At 46.3% G+C, this 19,664-nt stretch carries 18 protein-coding genes; all 18 read left to right on the forward strand.

The features are described 5' to 3' along the window. Window positions 1–6 precede the first annotated feature (6 nt). Complete coding sequence (gene mshL, locus AACV32_RS09665; protein WP_170895057.1) at window positions 7–1,635, forward strand: pilus (MSHA type) biogenesis protein MshL; 1,629 nt, start codon at window positions 7–9, stop codon at window positions 1,633–1,635. Window positions 1,636–1,640: 5 nt separating this feature from the next. Next, window positions 1,641–2,486 (forward strand): ExeA family protein, encoded by an 846-nt coding sequence (locus AACV32_RS09670; protein ID WP_026029164.1) that lies wholly within the window; start codon window positions 1,641–1,643, stop codon window positions 2,484–2,486. Continuing rightward, entirely contained in the window at window positions 2,483–3,613 is a 1,131-nt protein-coding gene (locus AACV32_RS09675; RefSeq protein WP_170895056.1) for a tetratricopeptide repeat protein, read from the forward strand. Before AACV32_RS09670 ends, AACV32_RS09675 begins: the two co-directional genes overlap by 4 nt. Then, window positions 3,603–5,327, forward strand: a complete 1,725-nt coding sequence (locus AACV32_RS09680) for a GspE/PulE family protein (RefSeq protein WP_026028748.1) — start codon at window positions 3,603–3,605, stop codon at window positions 5,325–5,327. Before AACV32_RS09675 ends, AACV32_RS09680 begins: the two co-directional genes overlap by 11 nt. A gap of 12 nt (window positions 5,328–5,339) precedes the next feature. Next, window positions 5,340–6,557 carry a type II secretion system F family protein gene (locus AACV32_RS09685; protein WP_013857883.1) on the forward strand — a complete coding sequence of 406 codons (1,218 nt, stop codon included), beginning with the start codon at window positions 5,340–5,342 and terminating at the stop codon, window positions 6,555–6,557. A gap of 10 nt (window positions 6,558–6,567) precedes the next feature. Then, window positions 6,568–7,029, forward strand: a complete 462-nt coding sequence (locus AACV32_RS09690) for an MSHA biogenesis protein MshF (protein WP_094123565.1) — start codon at window positions 6,568–6,570, stop codon at window positions 7,027–7,029. Window positions 7,030–7,124: 95 nt separating this feature from the next. Beyond that, window positions 7,125–7,700: a prepilin-type N-terminal cleavage/methylation domain-containing protein gene (locus AACV32_RS09695; RefSeq protein WP_013857881.1), complete on the forward strand. Its 576-nt coding sequence runs from the start codon at window positions 7,125–7,127 to the stop codon at window positions 7,698–7,700. 37 nt (window positions 7,701–7,737) lie between these two features. Beyond that, complete coding sequence (locus AACV32_RS09700; RefSeq protein WP_094150213.1) at window positions 7,738–8,211, forward strand: type II secretion system protein; 474 nt, start codon at window positions 7,738–7,740, stop codon at window positions 8,209–8,211. A gap of 153 nt (window positions 8,212–8,364) precedes the next feature. Then, window positions 8,365–8,862, forward strand: a complete 498-nt coding sequence (locus AACV32_RS09705; RefSeq protein WP_170895055.1) for a prepilin-type N-terminal cleavage/methylation domain-containing protein — start codon at window positions 8,365–8,367, stop codon at window positions 8,860–8,862. Then, window positions 8,852–9,409, forward strand: a complete 558-nt coding sequence (locus tag AACV32_RS09710) for a type IV pilus modification PilV family protein (protein ID WP_170895054.1) — start codon at window positions 8,852–8,854, stop codon at window positions 9,407–9,409. The genes AACV32_RS09705 and AACV32_RS09710 overlap by 11 nt, the downstream gene beginning before the upstream one ends. Then, the gene (locus AACV32_RS09715) at window positions 9,409–10,179 is read left to right on the forward strand and encodes a PilW family protein (protein ID WP_170895053.1); all 771 of its coding nucleotides are present in this window, start codon (window positions 9,409–9,411) and stop codon (window positions 10,177–10,179) included. The genes AACV32_RS09710 and AACV32_RS09715 overlap by 1 nt, the downstream gene beginning before the upstream one ends. Beyond that, complete coding sequence (locus AACV32_RS09720) at window positions 10,151–10,579, forward strand: MSHA biogenesis protein MshP (protein ID WP_088728592.1); 429 nt, start codon at window positions 10,151–10,153, stop codon at window positions 10,577–10,579. Before AACV32_RS09715 ends, AACV32_RS09720 begins: the two co-directional genes overlap by 29 nt. Continuing rightward, entirely contained in the window at window positions 10,566–14,978 is a 4,413-nt protein-coding gene (locus AACV32_RS09725) for a DUF6701 domain-containing protein (protein ID WP_170895052.1), read from the forward strand. The genes AACV32_RS09720 and AACV32_RS09725 overlap by 14 nt, the downstream gene beginning before the upstream one ends. 170 nt (window positions 14,979–15,148) lie before the next feature. After that, window positions 15,149–16,192, forward strand: a complete 1,044-nt coding sequence (locus AACV32_RS09730; RefSeq protein WP_013857874.1) for a rod shape-determining protein — start codon at window positions 15,149–15,151, stop codon at window positions 16,190–16,192. A 51-nt stretch (window positions 16,193–16,243) separates the two neighbouring features. Beyond that, window positions 16,244–17,131: a rod shape-determining protein MreC gene (gene mreC / locus AACV32_RS09735; protein ID WP_013857873.1), complete on the forward strand. Its 888-nt coding sequence runs from the start codon at window positions 16,244–16,246 to the stop codon at window positions 17,129–17,131. Further along, complete coding sequence (mreD, locus tag AACV32_RS09740; RefSeq protein ID WP_013857872.1) at window positions 17,121–17,609, forward strand: rod shape-determining protein MreD; 489 nt, start codon at window positions 17,121–17,123, stop codon at window positions 17,607–17,609. The genes mreC and mreD overlap by 11 nt, the downstream gene beginning before the upstream one ends. Next, window positions 17,606–18,172 (forward strand): Maf family protein, encoded by a 567-nt coding sequence (locus AACV32_RS09745; protein WP_026027832.1) that lies wholly within the window; start codon window positions 17,606–17,608, stop codon window positions 18,170–18,172. Before mreD ends, AACV32_RS09745 begins: the two co-directional genes overlap by 4 nt. Window positions 18,173–18,194: 22 nt before the next feature. Further along, window positions 18,195–19,664 (forward strand): ribonuclease G, encoded by a 1,470-nt coding sequence (gene rng / locus AACV32_RS09750; RefSeq protein ID WP_017047090.1) that lies wholly within the window; start codon window positions 18,195–18,197, stop codon window positions 19,662–19,664.

Raw genomic sequence — 19,664 nt, forward strand, 5'->3', positions numbered from 1 at the left:
AATCGTATGCGTAAAATCGTATTAGGCGTAGTCATCGTATCCTTAATGGGCTGTTCTATGGGGCATCGCGATCCAGTTGAGATGAAACAGTCTTTGAATCAGGCGATTAATGAAGCCAACAGCCGAAATCTAGCCGTTCTACCGGCCTCCGTAGAAGCTGACTTGATGCCTGACATTGAGGGAATCACAGCGCGCAGTCAAGAAACGGTTAAACGCTTTCGTATCCAAGCTGATAATGTGGATGCAAGGGTATTTTTTGCCAGTTTAGTGAAAGGGACTGAGTTTAGTGCCGCCATCCACCCTGAAGTTACTGGAAGTGTAACGGTAAATCTAACCGACGTGACTTTGGATGATGTATTGGCCGTTGTTCGTGACATGTATGGCTATGAAATTATCAAAAAGGGTAAAGTGATTCAGGTTTACCCGTCAGGCCTGCGTACTGTGACTATCCCGGTCGATTATTTACAACTTAAACGTACGGGCCGTTCTTTAACTTCCATCACCACCGGTACGATCACTAATACGGATACCGGTTCTAGTTCTTCGAGTAGTTCTAGCTCAAATTCCAGTTCTAATTCCAATTCGAGTAACTCATCCAGTAATTCGAAAGGTGGGACTGAAATTGAAACCACCAGTGAAAGCGATTTCTGGCCGCAGCTTGAAAAAGCCGTTGCACAACTGATTGGTTCGGGTAAAGGTCAAAGTGTGGTCGTCACGCCACAAGCCAGTGTCATTACGATTCGCGCTTACCCCGATGAAATTCGCGAAGTGCGTAACTTCCTTGGCATTTCTCAGCAACGTCTGCAGCGACAAGTGATCCTTGAAGCGAAAATTTTAGAAGTCACCTTGAGCGATGGTTACCAGCAAGGGATCAATTGGTCAAATATGTCCTTTGGCAATGGTGATGTTGTGATTGATAAAGTCGGTAGTGCGGCTTCGTTACTGCCGGGGATGGATGCGATTGGCACTCTGCTGAAAGGCCAAACCAATGTCACCATTTCAGATGGCAGCTTTAAAGCAGTGCTTAACTTCATGGGAACTCAAGGGGATTTGAATGTCCTGTCCAGCCCTAGAGTTACCGCGGCTAACAACCAAAAAGCGGTGATCAAAGTCGGCACTGATGAATATTATGTCACCGATGTGACAGGTGTAGTCGGAAATGGCGAGAACTCCAATGTCGCACCAGATGTTCAACTCACGCCATTTTTCTCGGGTATCTCTCTTGATGTGACGCCACAAATTGATGATCAAGGTAATGTGCTCTTGCACGTTCACCCTGCTGTGATTGAAGTGGCAGAGCAGAACAAACAGATTGATTACGGGAATACTAAGATCATTTTACCATTAGCGCGTAGTACGATCCGCGAATCAGACTCGGTGATCCGCGCGCAAGATGGTGACGTGGTGGTGATTGGTGGATTAATGAAATCCAACACCTCCAATCAAGTATCTAAAGTCCCTTTTTTGGGGGATTTACCCGGTTTAGGGTATCTGTTTCGTAACACCTCTGAGCTGACTGAAAAAACCGAATTGGTGATTTTGCTGAAACCAACGGTTGTGGGTGTTAATACGTGGCAAAAAGAGCTCGAACGCTCGCGTGAACTACTACAGGAGTGGTTCCCAGACGAAGAATAAACATCATGTATCTTGAGCACTTTGGTTTTGAGCAACTGCCTTTTCATCTCACGCCTAATACATCACTGTTTTTAGGCTTAGCACCACATTACGAGGCGATTCAGACAGTGAGTGCCGCCATTGATTTAGGCGAAGGAGTGATCAAGATAACCGGAGAAGTCGGAACCGGAAAAACCATGGTGTGTCGTATGTTGATCAATCATTTACATGATCATATTGCACTGATTTATTTACCCAACCCAGCGCTTAATGGTCGAGAACTTCGCCAAGCTGTCGCCAGCGAACTAGGCCTTAGTAAGCAAGATGATGCGGATATTGTTGATCGTATTCAGCAACAATTGATTGTGCTAAAGCAGCAGGGGAAACGAGTAGTCGCGATTGTTGATGAAGCACAAGCGTTACCAGACGATGCATTGGAAGTGCTGCGTTTATTCGGCAATTTAGAAACAGAATACACAAAGTTGTTGCAACTGGTGTTGATCGGCCAACCAGAGCTCGATGAGCGTTTAGCGCAGCACCATCTGCGCCAATTTCGCCAACGAATTACTTTTAGCGCTTATCTGCGGCCGCTCTCTTTAGATGAAACAGTCGCTTATATCGAGAGTCGCTTGAGCAAAGCCGGAGGTGATGCGCAACTGTTTAATCTTGAACAGAAAAAAGCGTTGTGGCGAGCCAGTTATGGTACCCCTCGTTTGATTAACCAAGTGTGTCACAAAGCTCTGTTGCTGGCTTTTACGCAAAACGACAGCACGATTCGCAATCAGCACCTATTTACAGCGATTCACGATACGTTTGATACCTGTAAGCCTAAGTTTAAACGCCCTTTTATGTGGGGATGGAGTCAATCATGAGTGCGATGAACGATGCACTATCAAAACTGGCACAAGCGCAACGCCAATCGGTGGTGAACTTGCAACCAGCGCAAGTTGCGAAAGTAAAACGCAGCCGCGCTTGGTTGTGGATGGTAGCCGGGTTTGCTGCTAGCTTAGCGGTCGGTGGATGGGCGGTGTCACAGCAGCAAGCTATGGTTGACCAAGTTGCGGTTGACCAAACAATGGTCAGTCAAACAGTGGTCAGTCAGACACTGGCCAATCAAGCGATAGTGAATGAACCTAAGAGCCTGTTGTTAGAGGTTGATGAGCGAAGCTCTTCGCCTGCGCTTGTTTCCCCGACCACCAAAATTGTTCCGGTTCACCGTCCCGTTTACCAAACTGCCGTTGTTGCAGTAGACAAAAAAACGTCAAATTCAGCAATGCCCACAGTGACGGTTAAACAGGATTCGGCCTTAGCCAATCAACAGCCGTTGCATTCTAACCGTGCGGTCGCGCTCGGTGCTGAAAGTGGCCAAGAAATCTCAAGTGTTTTGATTGAACAAGTGGATTTGACGCCAGAGCAACTGGCGGTAAAAGCAATGAGCCGCGCTGATAAAGCCGTGGACAGCAATGAGCTCAAAGAGGCACTGGATGCGTACAGTGAAGTGCTACGCTTTACCCCAGAAAATGAACTCGCCCGTCAAAAATTATCCGCGCTCTATTACGGCAAAGGTGATGCGCGCAAAGCTTTTGAAATTTTACAAAGCGGTATAAAGCTCAATCATAACGGAGAAAGTTTGCGGATCGCGTTAGCCAAATTGCTGATTAAAGAGAAGCAGAGTGAAGCGGCGTTAACCCCTCTAGTTCATTTACCTGACAATGCTTCGATCGATTATCTCTCGCTAAGAGCAGCCTTGGCACAAAAAGCCAAGCAAGATTCACTCGCATTAGAAAGCTATCAACGCTTAGTCAAGCTTGATGCTGAGAACGCACGCTGGTGGTTAGGGCTTGCGATAGCACAAGAGCGTACGATGGATTTTCAGGCGGCCAAATATACCTACCAACAAGCGCTTGCGAAAGTTGGCCTCTCGAGTCAGTCACAACTGTTTATTCGTGATCGCCTAGTCGTACTAAGCAGTTTAGAGGAGAGTGCGAGTGCAAATTAAGCTACGAAAACGCTTAGGTGATCTGCTGGTTGAAGAAGGGATCATCACTGAAAATCAAGTGGAACAAGCGCTCGCTACGCAAAAGCGCAGTGGACGTAAACTGGGTGACACGCTGATCGAACTCGGCTTTTTGTCAGAGCAGCAGATGCTTAGCTTCTTATCGCAGCAACTTTCGCTGCCGCTGATCGATCTCAGCCGAGCCAATGTCGATATTGATGCAGTGCAGATCCTCCCGGAGGTACATGCACGCCGTTTACGCGCCTTAATCATTGGTAAAAATGGCGACACGCTGCGCATCGCAATGAGTGATCCGGCGGATCTGTTTGCTCAAGAATCTCTGCTCACTCAATTACCCCAATACAGTTTTGAATTTGTTATTGCTCCAGAAAAACAATTGGTTGAAGGGTTTGATCGTTACTATCGCCGCACCAAAGAGATTGCGTCCTTTGCCGAGCAGCTACAACTGGAACACCAAGGCAATACCGCCTTTGATTTCGATATCGGTGATGATGACAGCGATGAAGTGACCGTTGTTAAGCTCATCAACTCTCTATTTGAAGATGCGATTCAGGTCGGGGCGTCTGATATTCATATCGAACCTGATGCTAACGTATTGCGTTTACGCCAGCGGATTGATGGGGTATTACACGAAACCCTACTCAATGAAACCAACATCGCTTCGGCTTTAGTGCTGCGTTTAAAATTGATGGCCAATCTTGATATCTCAGAAAAACGCCTCCCACAAGATGGCCGTTTTAATATCCGAGCCAAAGGTCAATCGGTCGATATTCGTATGTCGACCATGCCAGTACAATACGGTGAATCGGTGGTGATGCGTTTGCTCAACCAATCATCCGGAGTTCGTAAACTGGAAGAGTCAGGTATTCCTGATGATATTTTACAGCGTTTACGTCATCAACTGAAACGTCCACACGGCATGATCTTAGTGACCGGCCCAACCGGCTCAGGGAAAACGACGACGCTATACGGCGCGTTATCAGAGCTCAATGTTCCTGGCAAAAAAATCATTACTGCTGAGGACCCGGTTGAGTACCGATTGCCACGCATCAGCCAAGTGCAAATCAACCCTAAAATTGACCTTGATTTCTCAACGGTGCTGAGAACCTTTTTGCGCCAAGACCCGGACATTATTCTAGTCGGGGAGATGCGCGATCAAGAAACGGTTGAAATTGGTTTGCGCGCGGCCTTAACCGGCCACTTAGTGTTGAGCACCTTACACACCAATGATGCCGTTGATAGCGCCTTGCGCATGATGGACATGGGCGCGCCGGGTTATTTAGTGGCCAGCGCCGTGCGGGCTGTGGTTGCCCAACGTTTAGTGCGTAAAGTGTGCCCCGATTGTAAAGCGGTGGATGAGGTTGATGAAGCCCGTAAACAGTGGCTGACGGTGCGTTTCCCAAATCAAGTTGAAGCGGCTTTTACGCGTGGACGTGGGTGCCAGAACTGTAATTTGACGGGGTACCGTGGGCGAATTGGGGTTTTTGAAATGCTCGAACTTGAACACGAGATGATGGATGCGCTGCGCGCCAACGATGCGGTTAGTTTTGCGCAAGCCGCTCGTCAGTCGAAGCAATACAAACCGCTGCTAGCTTCGGCGATGGAGTTGGCGCTACAAGGGGTTGTCAGTTTAGATGAAGTGATGAGCTTAGGTGAAGGTGATTCATCCGGCATCATTCAAGCCATCTATCTATAGTTAAGGTTACTCATGCCAACGTATCGTTATCAGGGTCGAAATTTAGATGGTAGCAAAACCTCTGGGCATGTTGATGCCCCGACAGAAGAGCTCGCGGCGGAAGCGCTATTTAACAAGGGTGTGATTCCGACCTTAATTTCGTCAGACCAAGGGGCTGATTTTTCGATTGATTGGAAATCGCTGTTTACCCCAAGTGTGCCACTTGAGGTGTTGGTGATCTTCTGTCGTCAGCTTTACAGCTTGACCAAGGCGGGAGTGCCGCTGCTGCGCTCGATGAAAGGACTTATCCAAAATTGTGCCAATAAACAGCTTAAAGAAGCATTGGAAGCGGTTAGTAATGAGCTAACCAACGGGCGCAGTTTATCGAGCTCAATGCAGATGTACCCGAAAGTCTTTAGCCCGTTGTTTGTGTCGATGATCCACGTCGGTGAGAACACAGGGCGGCTTGATGAAGCCTTGCTGCAATTGTCTCATTACTACGAGCAAGAAGTCGAAACTCGTAAACGGATTAAAACGGCGATGCGTTATCCGAGTTTTGTCATCAGCTTTATTTTGGTCGCGATGTTCATTCTCAACGTTAAAGTGATCCCACAATTTACTAGCATGTTTAGCCGTTTCGGGGTTGATTTACCGCTGCCAACTCGCATTTTAATTGGTATGTCAGATTTCTTTGTCAACTACTGGCCGATGATGATAGGCGTATTGCTTGGGTGTTTATTTGCTTTCAGAGCTTGGTTGAGCACAGCCGCAGGGCGTCAAAAGTGGGATAAGTTTCGTTTAAGAATGCCCATTGTCGGCGGCATAGTGAACCGAGCGCAATTGGCGCGTTTTTCTCGAACTTTTGCCTTGATGCTGAAAGCAGGGGTGCCGTTAAACCAATCGATAGCATTATCTGCCGAAGCGCTGGATAACAAATTTCTAGAGTCTCGCCTGTTAGAAATGAAAGCTGCCATTGAAGCGGGAACAAGCGTATCCACCACCGCGGTAAACGCCAATATTTTTACGCCATTAGTTATTCAGATGATTTCGGTGGGTGAAGAGACAGGGCGCATTGATGAGTTGCTACTTGAAGTCGCGGACTTCTATGATAGAGAGGTGGATTACGATCTCAAAACCCTCACCGCGCGTATAGAGCCGATTTTATTGGTGATTGTCGCCGCTATGGTGTTGGTGCTGGCACTTGGCATCTTTTTGCCAATGTGGGGAATGCTCGACGCGATCAAAGGATAAAGGTTGTCAGATGAAAACGGCGATAGAGCGTTCTCAGTTCGTAATTTGGGGGTTGATTGTCTTTGTTCTTTTGATGGCTTTGCTATCAGCATGGAAGTCGATAGAAAAAGAAGCCAATCAAACCGCATTAGCGATGGCGAGCAGTAAAATCGTAGAAAGTGCCAATTTTTATAAGCAAGATTGGTTATTAAAGGGGCGGCCCTCAACTTTAATCGCGAATGGTCGATTACTCAATATGAGTACAACGGGCTGGGTATTACCATTAGCTGAAAATGAATCAAGTATAGATTGTCGTTATTGGTTAAGCCTGCTATACCCAGATGAACAACTGCTTGAAAGCAAAGTGATTTCAATTGAATCGGCACATCAAGCAAATCAGTATCAATGTCGCTATGTTTACAGTCAAAAACAGGTGATAACCATTGAACTTTTAAGGGATAAGTTTACAGTAAGCGTCGATTTTTCAGCATGAGTTTTCGACATAAGCAGTGAAATGAGCACTCGCCCCGTAGCGATGCGAGAACAAGTGCGTATAATACACGGTAATAACAAAGAGATAGGTAGAGCATGGATAACAAACAAACGGGCTTTTCCTTAGTTGAATTAGTCGTAGTGATTGTGGTTGTCGGCTTATTAGCCGTTGCAGCGCTACCCCGCTTTTTAGACGTCACCGATGAAGCGAAAAAAGCCAGCATTGAAGGGGTTGCCGGTGGTTTTGCTACTGGTGTTCTATCGGCGCGTGCTCAGTGGGAAGCTCAGGCAAGAACCTCTGTGACTTTGGGTTCGGAAAAACAAAACACCGTCAACTATGATGGTGTCAATTTCTGGCTGACTCGCTCTACAGATAGTAGCGGGGCCGCAACAGGTTTTAGGGACGGTTATCCATTGGCGCTCAATACCGATAATACCAGTTATCCAGCGGCGATTACGGATCAGTCATGTATTGATTTAATGGATAATTTGCTGCAAAACCCACCAAAAGTTGACACAGTCGCTAATGCAGCCAATAACGCTAATGTAAAATATTCAGCACAAGCCGATGACGGTCAAGCCACTTGTACTTATGTGCAAAAGGAGGGCGGAACCGCGCACCAGTTTGTGTATGAGATAAAAACTGGTCGTGTGACCGTCACTTTGCAGTAAGTCTGCGCATTGATTAAAACATAGAGAGAAAGTAACTATGAAAAGACAAAACGGTTTCACCCTAATCGAGCTTGTGGTTGTGATTGTCATTCTCGGCATTCTCGCCGTCACCGCTGCACCACGTTTTTTGAATTTGCAAGGCGATGCGCGTGATGCTTCTTTACAAGGACTAAAAGGTGCGATGCAAGGTGCCGCTGGCATTGTTTATGGCCGAGCGGCAATTGATGGTAAAGAGTCTGTCTCTGCAGCAGATGTCGCTATTAGTGGTATTAGCGGTGCAGTAAAAGTTGTGTGGGGTTATCCTGAAGCAAGTGCTAATGGTATAGGTAAAGTCGTGACTGGTTTGGATAGTGATTGGAAAGTTGTATCAGGTTCAAATACTACTAATGACGCTATATCGTATACTTTCAAAACGGGTAGCGATGATTCTAGTAAATGTTTTGTTAAATACGCAGTAACTCCAAGTACGCCATCATCTGAGCCCACGATTGAAATCGTAAGTTGTAAGTAAGAAAAGCGTAGGGTTATCGCCTTGTAGGTAAAGGCCAGCATTGCTGGCCTTTACTGCTAGTTATTTCTCACCCACAAAAATCAGTAAAACTTAAGCCCACCACGGAAATTTCTTATATACTTTAAGCACTTGTTTTTTTGCTAGAGGTATAAAATGCAGCAGCATTTAGCAGCACGGCGTGGTTTTACGTTGATCGAACTGGTCGTGGTAATTGTGCTGCTGGGCATTGTCGCTGTGTACGCTGCAAGCCGTTATACTGGCATCTCCTCCTTTTCAAGCGTGACCACTCAAAGCGAAGTGTTGGCCTCACTGCGTTTGACCCAAAACCGCGCTATGCAGCGTACCGACCTCTGTAATCGCTGGTTGGTCAGCAATAATCAAGCACAGCAAGTATCTCCTTCCGTTTCTGCTGGTGCTTGCACCACTTCACTACCAAGTACGCTGGCAGACAGCAGTTTTGTCGATGCGGCAGAAAACGATATCACCCTGACGTTAACCAATAACGATGGCAGCTATTTTTTAGATTTTGATAGTTTAGGCCGCGCCACGCAGTGCTTAACGGCAAACTGCACTGTTACCTTAAATAATCTGCAATCGGGTGAATCTCGCCAAGTGTGCATCAATAGCGAGGGGTACATTTATGCGTGTTAACACGCCGCGCGGGTTTACTCTCATTGAGATGATCATCGTTATCACGGTAACGGCAATAGCCATGACAGGCATCACGGCCGCACTTTATCCTCGCTCGCAACAAAGCGCTGAACAGGTGTTAGCAGTAAAAGCCGCCGAGTTAGGCCGCGCGGTTATGGATGAAGTAATGGGCCGAGCCTTTGACGAAAAATCCGGCCCCAATGGCGGATTGCCTGAGTGTGTATTAGTGACAGCATCAGGACGAACAATGTGTACGTCTATTGCGCAACTTGGTCCCGAACCTAGTGAAACCAATAATACGTTGTACAACGATGTGGATGATTTCCATGGCCTAACGGGATCGGTTAAAGATGTATTAGGCATTGATATCAGTGCTGATTACCAACGTTATAACGTTGAGATTCAAGTATTTTATGAGCAGGACAATGGTGGGCAACTAAGCGGAGTGAACGCTAACCAACTGACTCACTATAAACGGGTTTCTGTGGTGATCATTGACCCGAAGGGTAATCGCTACCCGTTTGCGGCGATTAAGGGCAATTTCTGATGCGTGGTTTCACCCTGATTGAAATGGTGATTGCGATTATTCTGTTGTCGGTAGTCGGGCTATTTTTAGGCTCTGTGATCCGCCAAAGTATGGGTATTTATGTTGATACCACCGCCCGCGAAGCTTTGATCCAACAAGGGCGCTTTATTACTGAGCGGCTGAGCCGAGAATTGCGTGAAGCGGTGCCAAACAGCGTGTTGGTGGAAAATGGTTGCATTGAGTTTTTGCCGATCACTGACAGCGCGCTCTACAGCGACCTGCCAACCGTGCAATCGCCTTCGGCTGCGGTGCGTTTATTGCCGATCGACAAAAAGGTACTCAATGGCGATCGTCTAGTCGTGTTTCCAACCAATGCCGCTTCGCTACGCCAAACGCCAAGTGCCAGCGGGCAAACAGCGCAAGTAAACGCAGATGTGGATTTTACATCACCCAACAACACAAGGATGGTCGATGTTGCCTTGACACAACAGACTGGGTTTGTAATTCAATCGCCAGCTAAGCGAGTCTATTTTTATCGCACGCCAGTGGCTTTTTGTTATCAGAACAGTCGTATTTATCGTTACGCGGATTACACGCTTAATCGCAGTGCGCTCAGCCCTGAGCAGCTTGGCACTCCAGTATTGATGGCTGAAAACATTAGCCAAGCTAATTTTCACGTCACACAGCCAGAGCTACAACGCAACGGCTTAGTGAAAATTGAACTGACATTTTCCGACCGCGGCGAGGAGGTAAAGTTTGACCATGATGCGCTTATCTACAACACGCCGTAAACAGCAAGGCAGCGGCTTAGTATTGGTCATCTTTATCATTGTGGTGGTCGGCTTTGTTGCATCGGTCGCGAACCGTAATCAACAGCGCAATAGCCAGCAATTGGTTTCGATGGTGTTAGGGACAAGGGCTGAAATGGCGGCGCGATCGGCGATCAACGTTGAACTGAGTCGTTTTTATCAAACGACAACCGACGGCAGTTGCCATACTAATTCTGTACAATCACTCACGTTTGAAGGTGAAGGATTAGCGCAATGTAGCGCACAAGTTGAATGTAACTCAGTGGGCGATATGGATGATGGTCGCACTGTTTATCAACTGACGTCAACCGGGCGTTGTCAGTCTGGCGATTGGACGTTGCAGCGAGTTATTGAAGTGGGGGTGAAAAGTGATTCACTATAAATGGCTGATTAGCATACTGTTCATGAGCAGTGGGGTTTGTGCCCAACAATATAATTTATCCAATAATCAATATCCTCCTTGTAATACCTCGTGGCAAAAATCTGGCAATACTTATACCTGTAGCGGTAATGGTCAAGTGACGTTAAATGATGGTGATGTGATTGTCGCCGATGTTGACTCAACACTGATCGCCAATGACGGTTTTTATTTGATTAATAACCAAGTGGGTAACGCATCAAATAAGATAAGTCTACAAGCGAACTACGGAGCGATAGCCAGCCAAGGCTCTCAAAATACGATTTATGGGGATGTTTCAGCCAGCAGCAGCAACGTAACTTTCAATAACACCAATTTAATTGGTAATGTTACGACGGGAGGAAACGTCATTATCAACGGCGGTAGCGTGCAGGGTAATTTAACCAGTAATAATAATACTGTCGTGATTACGAGCGCGAATGTGGTTGGTAATATTACGGCTCAATCAGGGGTTGTGATTACCGGGGGAGTGTATAGCGGTAATATTACGATGACCTCTAATAACTCTGTGACGTTTAATTCGGTGGATATGACTTCCGGTTCTGTATCAGGGGCAAGTCATTTCACAGCTAACAATAGCCAGCTAGGAAGACCTGATTCTCCGGTCATTATCAGTACTACATCCAACGATATCACCTTAAATGACTCAACAGCTTATGGTGATTTTACTGCGGCAACCAATAATGCTGGTGGCAAAGTTAACGTGAACAATAGTTCAATTACTGGTACATGTTCCCCCATATCTAACCCACTGAATGCTTGTGCTCCTTCTCCTGTTGCTCGCTATCATTTTGATGAAGTGCAGTGGAGCGGTGTCTCCAACGAAGTCAAAAATGCATTTGGCACATCGCTTAATGGTCGAGCGATGAATGGCGCGCTCACCAGTTCCCAATCACCAGCGCTACCCGCCAATGTTAATAATTACGGTACTTGTGGCTATGGCGAGTTTATTGCCAACCAAAACCAATATGTGCAAGTGGCGCATGATAACAAACTATCCTTTTCTGAGCAGTTAACGATATCTGTGTGGGTGTACCCCGTCAGCCGACCGCCGAATGGTGGCTTGCATACCATAGTGGCGAAAGATACTAACTACGAATTCCACCTTAATAGCCAAGGGAGAGTTTTCTGGTACTGGGAGAGAAGTTCTGGCGGTGCTAATACACTAACCACATCCGATGTTATTCCGCTAAATACTTGGACTCATATCACCATTCGTTATAACCGTTCAGCCAATGGTAATGAGCGACAAAAAATCTATATTAATGGTGTGGTTGCTGCGAGGAGCAATGATAACCAACCGCTAAAAACCAATACTCTGAATTTGGAGATTGGTCGAGATTATAATTCCGATAGCCGAAGTTTTTCTGGAAGGCTTGATGAAGTGGCTATTTATAATCAAGCACTAACTGATGGTCAGATTCTGGATTTGTATAACGAGCGCCATTTGTGCCAAAGCGCTGGGTTGCAATGCTTTAGCGATGATTTCCAAAGTCAGCCGTTGGATGAGCAGTGGCGAGTATTCAGTAGCAGTGGCAACTTTACGCCTTCAATCACCAATAATCGCATGCGATTAACACAAGCGGTGCAAAACCAAGCCACAGCCTCAACATTCCAACGCATTTTCCCAGCGGCAGGGAACCGTGTAGAGGTTGAATTTGACTATTTTGCTTATGGTGGTAATGGCGCAGATGGGGTGGCGATTGTCTTTTCTGATGCCTCTGTCACTCCTCAAGTTGGGGCATTTGGTGGGCCTTTAGGTTTTGGTTATAAAGTCAATGAGCAAAAACCCGGATTTGCGGGCGGCTGGTTAGGCATTGGATTGGATGAATATGGTAACTATTCGATCGAAGGTGGCGGGAATGGCCCAGGTCGTAGGCGGCAAGCCGTTGTATTAAGGGGATCTGGTTCCGGCTATAGCGGTTATAACTATTTGGCAGGCACGTGTAATAACGGCACAACCAATACCAATGGAGATTGCCTAAATCCGAGGGTAGACAATACCAATGGTAATCCTCAGCACCGCTACCGAATTGTTATTGACTCAACTCAAGCTTCAACGTCGCTGGTGACTGTAAGCCGTAAAGTTGGTACTGACAGTTGGCAAACTTTAATTGGGCCAGTTGATGTGATGTCATTTGCGGCGCAACAAAATGTTCCTACGGATCTGTTTATGTCCATCACAGGTTCTACAGGCTCTTCGACTAATAACCATGAAATTGATAATTTCGAAGTCTGTGCGCTCAATTCTCGTCCAGTTGGTGAGCAAATTAATCACTTTCGCATCTCTTTGCCAGCACAAGGTTTAACTTGTGCAGCCTCTGACGTGTCTGTGACGGCGTGTGCCGATGAAAATTGCAATAACTTATTTACCGATCCGGTTATTGCTTATTTAGTCCCTAACTCTCTACCTAGTGCAACGGGCGGTTGGGTCAATGGTTCAACTATCCCATTTAGCAATGGGGTTGGTAACACCCAACTTAGGCGTAACAGCGCAGGTAATGTCACCGTTGATGTTTCTGGTTCCGTTCCCACGGCTATGTCTTTCAATAACACTTTATGCAGCCACAATGGGAATGCTGGCCCCTTTTTGGCCAGTAACTGCACGATGAACTTTGCTGACAGTGGCTTCATTTTGGATGTACCTAATTCCTATGCCAATCAATCGGTAACTGGGACCATTAAAGCGGTACGAAAAGATAACGCTTCACAACTGTGTTTGCCTAGTTTTCAAAATGTACAAAAACCCGTTTCCTTTTGGAGTGATTACTTGAGCCCTAATGGGGGGCAAGGTTTTAGCGCTTTATCGGTTGGTGTGAATAGTGTGGCGGTAGGGCAGTCATCCAATACTGCAACGCCAGTGGTGCTCAATTTCAACCAAAATGGTGAGGCGAGCATTAACGTATCCTATCGTGAGGCTGGTAGCCTTGCTTTGAATGCTCGTTTAACGGGGAGTGGTGATGAGCAGGATTTACTTTTAGAAGGGCAAGGCATTTTTACCCGAGTTCCTCGTGCTTTAGTGCTCAGCGCGACCAGCTATTATGGTGTTAGTGGAGCGTGTCCTAATACCGATATTAGCTGTGATATTTTTGCTAGGGCGGATGAAAACTTTAATCTCAATATCAAAGCGGTTGCGGAGGCACCGATTGAGGATAATGATTTCACTAACAATTTAGGCGTGACAAATTATCAACAAGCAAACATTGAGCTTAAACATACTCTAATCGCACCAGCGACAGGCGTGCCCGGTGCTCTCGGCGAAGTTGAATATGATCACCAATTAGGTAGCTCGACGACTGTACAACAAAGAGTGAGTGAGGTTGGGGTGTTTGATTTCTCGCTGAACGCGCCAACGACGTATCTTGGACTCGATTTAGCGAGTGAGAATCTGCCGATTGCCGTTGCCTCAACGGGCCAGATAGGTCGTTTTATCCCAGCCTATTTTTCTCCTTCTTCGGTGGTGACCAGCTTACAGGCTGAGTGTGAGGTGACTTCTCCTAATGACGAATCGTTCAGTTATTTAGGACAACCGTTTGGATATAAAGAAAATCCGGGTATTTACTTACACCCAAAATCCGCGTCAGGCAGTGAAACGGTCAATTATTTCGACAGTGCTTGGTGGCGTTATGATCGGCAGTGGGACAACCGAATATATAACGATACTGTGAATAGTTTACCAATCAGCTTTGATAGCGATTTGACGAGTGTGAACCGAGTCAATGGCGTTGATTCTCGCATTGAACTCTCTGGGGAGATATTGATCTACCAAAAGCCACCACAACCAATAGTGCCTTTTAACAGCAAGTTAGATCTTACCCTCTTGGTATCCGATCTTACAGATCTTGATGGAGTTTGCTACCGCGAAACAGCCAGCAGTCCTTGCATAGACTATACGATTACAGATATTGATGATGAGATGAAATTGCGCTGGGGAAAACTGGTGATCCACGACACTTATGGCCCAGAAACGAGTGCGTTAAGTCAGCCAATCACGAGTGAATACTTCACTGCCAATGGCTTTGTTACCAATAGCTTTGATCGCTGTACAAGGTTACCAGATCTTGCGAATTTCACTTTAACGCCGACCGATCTAACTTTAGGTTCCGGTGGGGCTCCTGAAGTTTATCCTACTTTAGTCAGTCAAACGCTCACTTTGGGTACCGCGAATATCAACTTTACGGCTCCGGGAGCGGGTCATCAAGGATTCATTGATACTTTGCTTGATCTCAATGCTCATGGGTTGCCTTGGTTGCGTCTCTACAATGATCAAAATAGCGCGTTTGAAAATGAAGTCTCAGGCCGAGTACAGTTTGGATTGTACCGAGGCAGCGACCGGGTAATCTGGTGGCGTGAAAAAAATTAACCGGATAATTCACACAAATTCATAGAGATTTTTCTACCTAAGTTAGGAATCTGTTAGAAATTGCGTGTTTCAGTCCATGTTTATGCGTCAACGCCTTGCTGTGATCGCAAGGCATTGGTACATTTAGTGCAATTTTCTATCTTCTAATTCTTGCAGGACGAGCGAAGAATATGTTCAAAAAACTGCGTGGCATGTTTTCCAACGATCTATCGATCGATTTAGGTACCGCCAATACTCTTATATACGTTAAAGGACAAGGTATTGTCCTCGACGAGCCTTCCGTTGTTGCTATTCGCCAAGATAAAGGTCGTGGTGGAAAAAGCGTTGCTGCTGTCGGTCATGCCGCTAAGCAGATGCTTGGTCGTACGCCGGGGAATATTTCTGCAATTCGTCCTATGAAAGACGGCGTGATTGCGGATTTCTACGTGACCGAAAAAATGTTGCAACACTTCATCAAGCAGGTGCATGACAACAGTGTACTCAAACCAAGCCCTCGCGTTCTGGTGTGTGTGCCTTGTGGCTCCACCCAAGTTGAACGCCGTGCGATTCGTGAATCAGCACTCGGTGCTGGCGCGCGTGAAGTGTATTTGATTGATGAGCCTATGGCGGCGGCCATCGGTGCTGGTCTGCGTGTTTCTGAACCAACGGGTTCAATGGTGGTCGATATCGGTGGTGGTACGACTGAAGTTGCCGTTATTTCCTTGAACGGTGTGGTTTACTCTTCCTCTGTGCGTATCGGCGGTGATCGTTTTGATGAAGCGATCATTAATTATGTGCGTCGTAACTACGGCAGCTTAATCGGTGAAGCGACCGCAGAGAAAATCAAACATGAAATTGGCTCGGCTTACCCCGGCGATGAAGTGATGGAGATTGAAGTTCGTGGTCGTAACCTTGCTGAAGGGGTCCCTCGTAGCTTTACTCTTAACTCCAATGAAATCTTAGAAGCACTGCAAGAACCGCTTTCCGGTATTGTTTCTGCGGTGATGGTTGCGCTTGAACAGTGTCCGCCAGAGCTTGCTTCTGATATCTCAGAAAATGGTATGGTATTAACCGGTGGTGGAGCGCTGCTCAAAGATATCGACCGCCTCTTGACCGAAGAAACGGGAATACCAGTCGTGGTTGCCGATAATCCTCTAACCTGTGTTGCCCTTGGTGGCGGTAAAGCGTTGGAAATGATCGATATGCACGGTGGCGACCTATTTAGCGAAGAATAATGGCTTTGGGAGCCGTAAAGCTCCCATCATGACATCTAGGATTTTTATAGAATGAAGCCAATATTTGGTCGAGGACCATCTCTTCAGCTACGTCTCTTTTTTGCCGTGATTTTATCAGCCAGTCTTATGCTGGCTGATAGTCGTTTAGGTGCTTTTTCCAACGTTCGTTTTTTTCTTAATAGCTTAGTGGCTCCCATTCAATACATGGCGGATTTACCGCGCAGCATGTTTGATGATCTGTATGAGCGATTCGCCACTCATCAAAAACTGATTGAATCGAATCAACGTTTAAAGCGAGAAGCGATCACCTTGAAAAGTGATTTGATCTTGTTTGATCAATACCGAGAAGAGAACCAACGGTTACGTAAATTGCTTGGATCTTCTTTTGTTCGTGATGAAAAGAAGGTTGTCACTGAGGTGATGGCGGTCGATACCTCACCTTATCGTCATCAAGTTGTGATTGATAAAGGGCGAACGGATGGCGTTTACGAAGGGCAACCCGTTATCAACGACAAAGGTATTGTTGGCCAAGTGACTTTTGTGGCGGCGCATAACAGCCGGGTGTTGTTGCTGACTGACACCAATAGTGCGATTCCAGTGCAAATTATTCGTAATGATATTCGAGTGATTGCTTCAGGGAATGGCCAGGTGGATCGTATTCAATTGGAACACATTCCCACCAGCACCGATATTGAAGTGGGTGACTTGCTCGTCACATCAGGTTTAGGGGGCGTATATCCTGAAGGTTATCCTGTCGCACACGTTTCGGTGGTCGACAAAGATACTCAGCGTGAATTTGCGTCGATCACCGCCGATCCCGTGGTGGATTTTGATCGTCTACGTTATTTGCTGTTGATCTGGCCTAACGAAGATAGGCAACAGAAAGTATTGCAAGTTACACCAGAGAAAATGTTAGAGGAAGCAACCGATGGCCAGTAGTGTCGTGAAAAGTAAATTGGTGATTGGTGCATCATTTCTCTTTGCTCTGGTTTTACAAACTATCCCTTGGCCGGGTGAGCTGGATCTACTGCGCCCATCGTGGTTACTGCTGGTGACATGCTATTGGGTTTTAGCGTTGCCGCATCGAGTCAACGTAGGGTCGGCTTTGATCCTTGGTTTGTTATGGGATCTGCTGCTTGGTTCAACATTGGGCATTCGTGGCATGATGATGGCCATTGTTGTCTACTTAGTGGCGATTAACTTCTTAGTGCTGCGTAATATGGCGTTATGGCAACAAGCCGTAATCATTGGCGTGTTATCTATGTTGCTTGAAGTGCTGATCTTTTGCGGCGAATATTTAATTCAAGATGTGACATTTAACCCGCTCTCACTATGGGTTGGTATGATCAATTGCATATTATGGCCTTGGATGTTCCTACTGCTTCGTCGTGTGCGACGCCACTGGCACCTTAGATGATGAATAAAAAAATTGTATTAGCTTCTGGCTCGCCAAGAAGACGAGAGTTACTGACTCAACTGGGTTATCAGTTTGATATTGTGGTGCCCAACGTTGAAGAGTGCCGTAATGAGCATGAAGCCCCAGCAGTGTATGTTGAACGTTTATCACGTGATAAGGCACTGGCTGGTGTTGCTTTATCCAACCCTGCTTCGATAGTTATTGGGTCTGATACCATAGTCGTGCAAGGTGAAACAGTACTTGAAAAACCTGCTGATTTTGCTCAAGCACAACAGATGTTACGCAGCTTATCTGGTACAAAACATCAAGTGATGACAGCCGTAACCGTAGCAACACATGATCATTCTAAATCCGTCGTGGTAACGACGGATGTATGGTTTAAACCTTTGTCAGATGAAGAAATAGAACAATATTGGCAATCGGGTGAACCTTGCGATAAGGCTGGCAGTTATGGCATTCAAGGATTGGGTGGACGATTTGTAACGAAGATCGAAGGCAGCTATTACGCTGTTGTAGGATTACCATTATTCGAAACTGACCAGCTCTTGCACGAATTTATATAATTAAAAACATTGAGGTGTACTCATGAGTGCAGAGTTGCTACTAAACGTCACCCCGAGTGAAACTCGAGTGGCGATGATTGAAGGCGGAGTTCTTCAAGAGGTCCACATTGAGCGAGAAGCGAAACGCGGCATTGTGGGCAATATTTACAAAGGAAAAGTCAGCCGAGTTCTTCCAGGAATGCAGGCCGCCTTTGTCGATATTGGTTTAGACAAGGCCGCTTTTCTTCACGCTTCTGACATTGTTCCTCATACTGAATGTGTGGCTGAGAACGAAAAACAGCAGTTTCAAGTTCGTGATATTTCAGAGCTAGTTCGTCAAGGCCAAGATATCGTGGTGCAAGTGGTCAAAGATCCATTAGGCACTAAAGGCGCCCGTTTAACGACAGATATTACCCTACCTTCGCGCTATCTCGTTTTTATGCCCGGCGCAAGTCATGTTGGTGTCTCACAACGCATTGAAAGTGAATCAGAGCGTGATCGTCTCAAAAAAGTCGTGGCTCATTATTGTGATGAGCACGGTGGGTTCATTATTCGTACCGCCGCTGAAGGGGCTGATGAGAAAGAGCTTTCACAAGATGCCGCCTTTCTTAAACGGCTATGGCTGAAAGTGTTGGAGCGTCGAGTTAAATACAAAACACGCTCGACACTGTATGGCGAATTGGGTTTAGCTCAGCGTATTTTACGAGATTTTGTCGGCACCGATTTGACGCGGATTTTAGTCGATTCACGACTTGAATTTGAGAACCTCAAAGAGTTTACCTCAGAGTTTGTGCCTGAGTTAACCGATAAGCTTGAACTGTATGAAGGTGACAAGCCTATTTTTGATATGTACGACACCGAAAACGAGGTTCAGCGTTCTCTCGAGCGTAAAGTGGAGCTCAAGTCTGGTGGATACCTTATCATCGACCAAACCGAAGCCATGACTACGATTGATATCAATACTGGCGCGTTTGTTGGCCGTCGTAACCTCGAAGAAACCATTTTTAATACCAATGTTGAAGCGACTCAAGCCATTGCCCGTCAGTTACGTTTGCGCAACTTAGGGGGCATCATCATTATTGATTTTATCGATATGATGTCTGAAGAGCACCGTAAGCGAGTGCTCAACTCCTTAGATGCCGCACTGGTTAAAGATCGCGTCAAAACGAATATTAATGGTTTTACGCAGTTAGGCTTGGTGGAGATGACGCGTAAGCGCACCCGTGAAAGTATTGAACACGTGTTATGTTCAAGTTGTCCAACCTGTGAAGGCCGCGGCAGTGTGAAAACCGTTGAAACCGTCTGTTTCGAAATCTTACGTGAAATCACGCGTGTCAACCGTGCTTACGATGCGGATAAATTTGTGGTTTACGCATCCCCTGCGGTGGCAGAAACCTTGCAAGGTGATGAGTCTCATGCTCTTGCTGAGTTGGAAGTGTTTATTGGAAAAGAAGTGCGCATCCAAGCGGAGCCACTTTATATTCAAGAACAATTTGACGTTGTGATGATGTAG

The organism is Vibrio sp. B7 (assembly GCF_963888765.1).
Lineage (GTDB): Bacteria > Pseudomonadota > Gammaproteobacteria > Enterobacterales > Vibrionaceae > Vibrio > Vibrio anguillarum.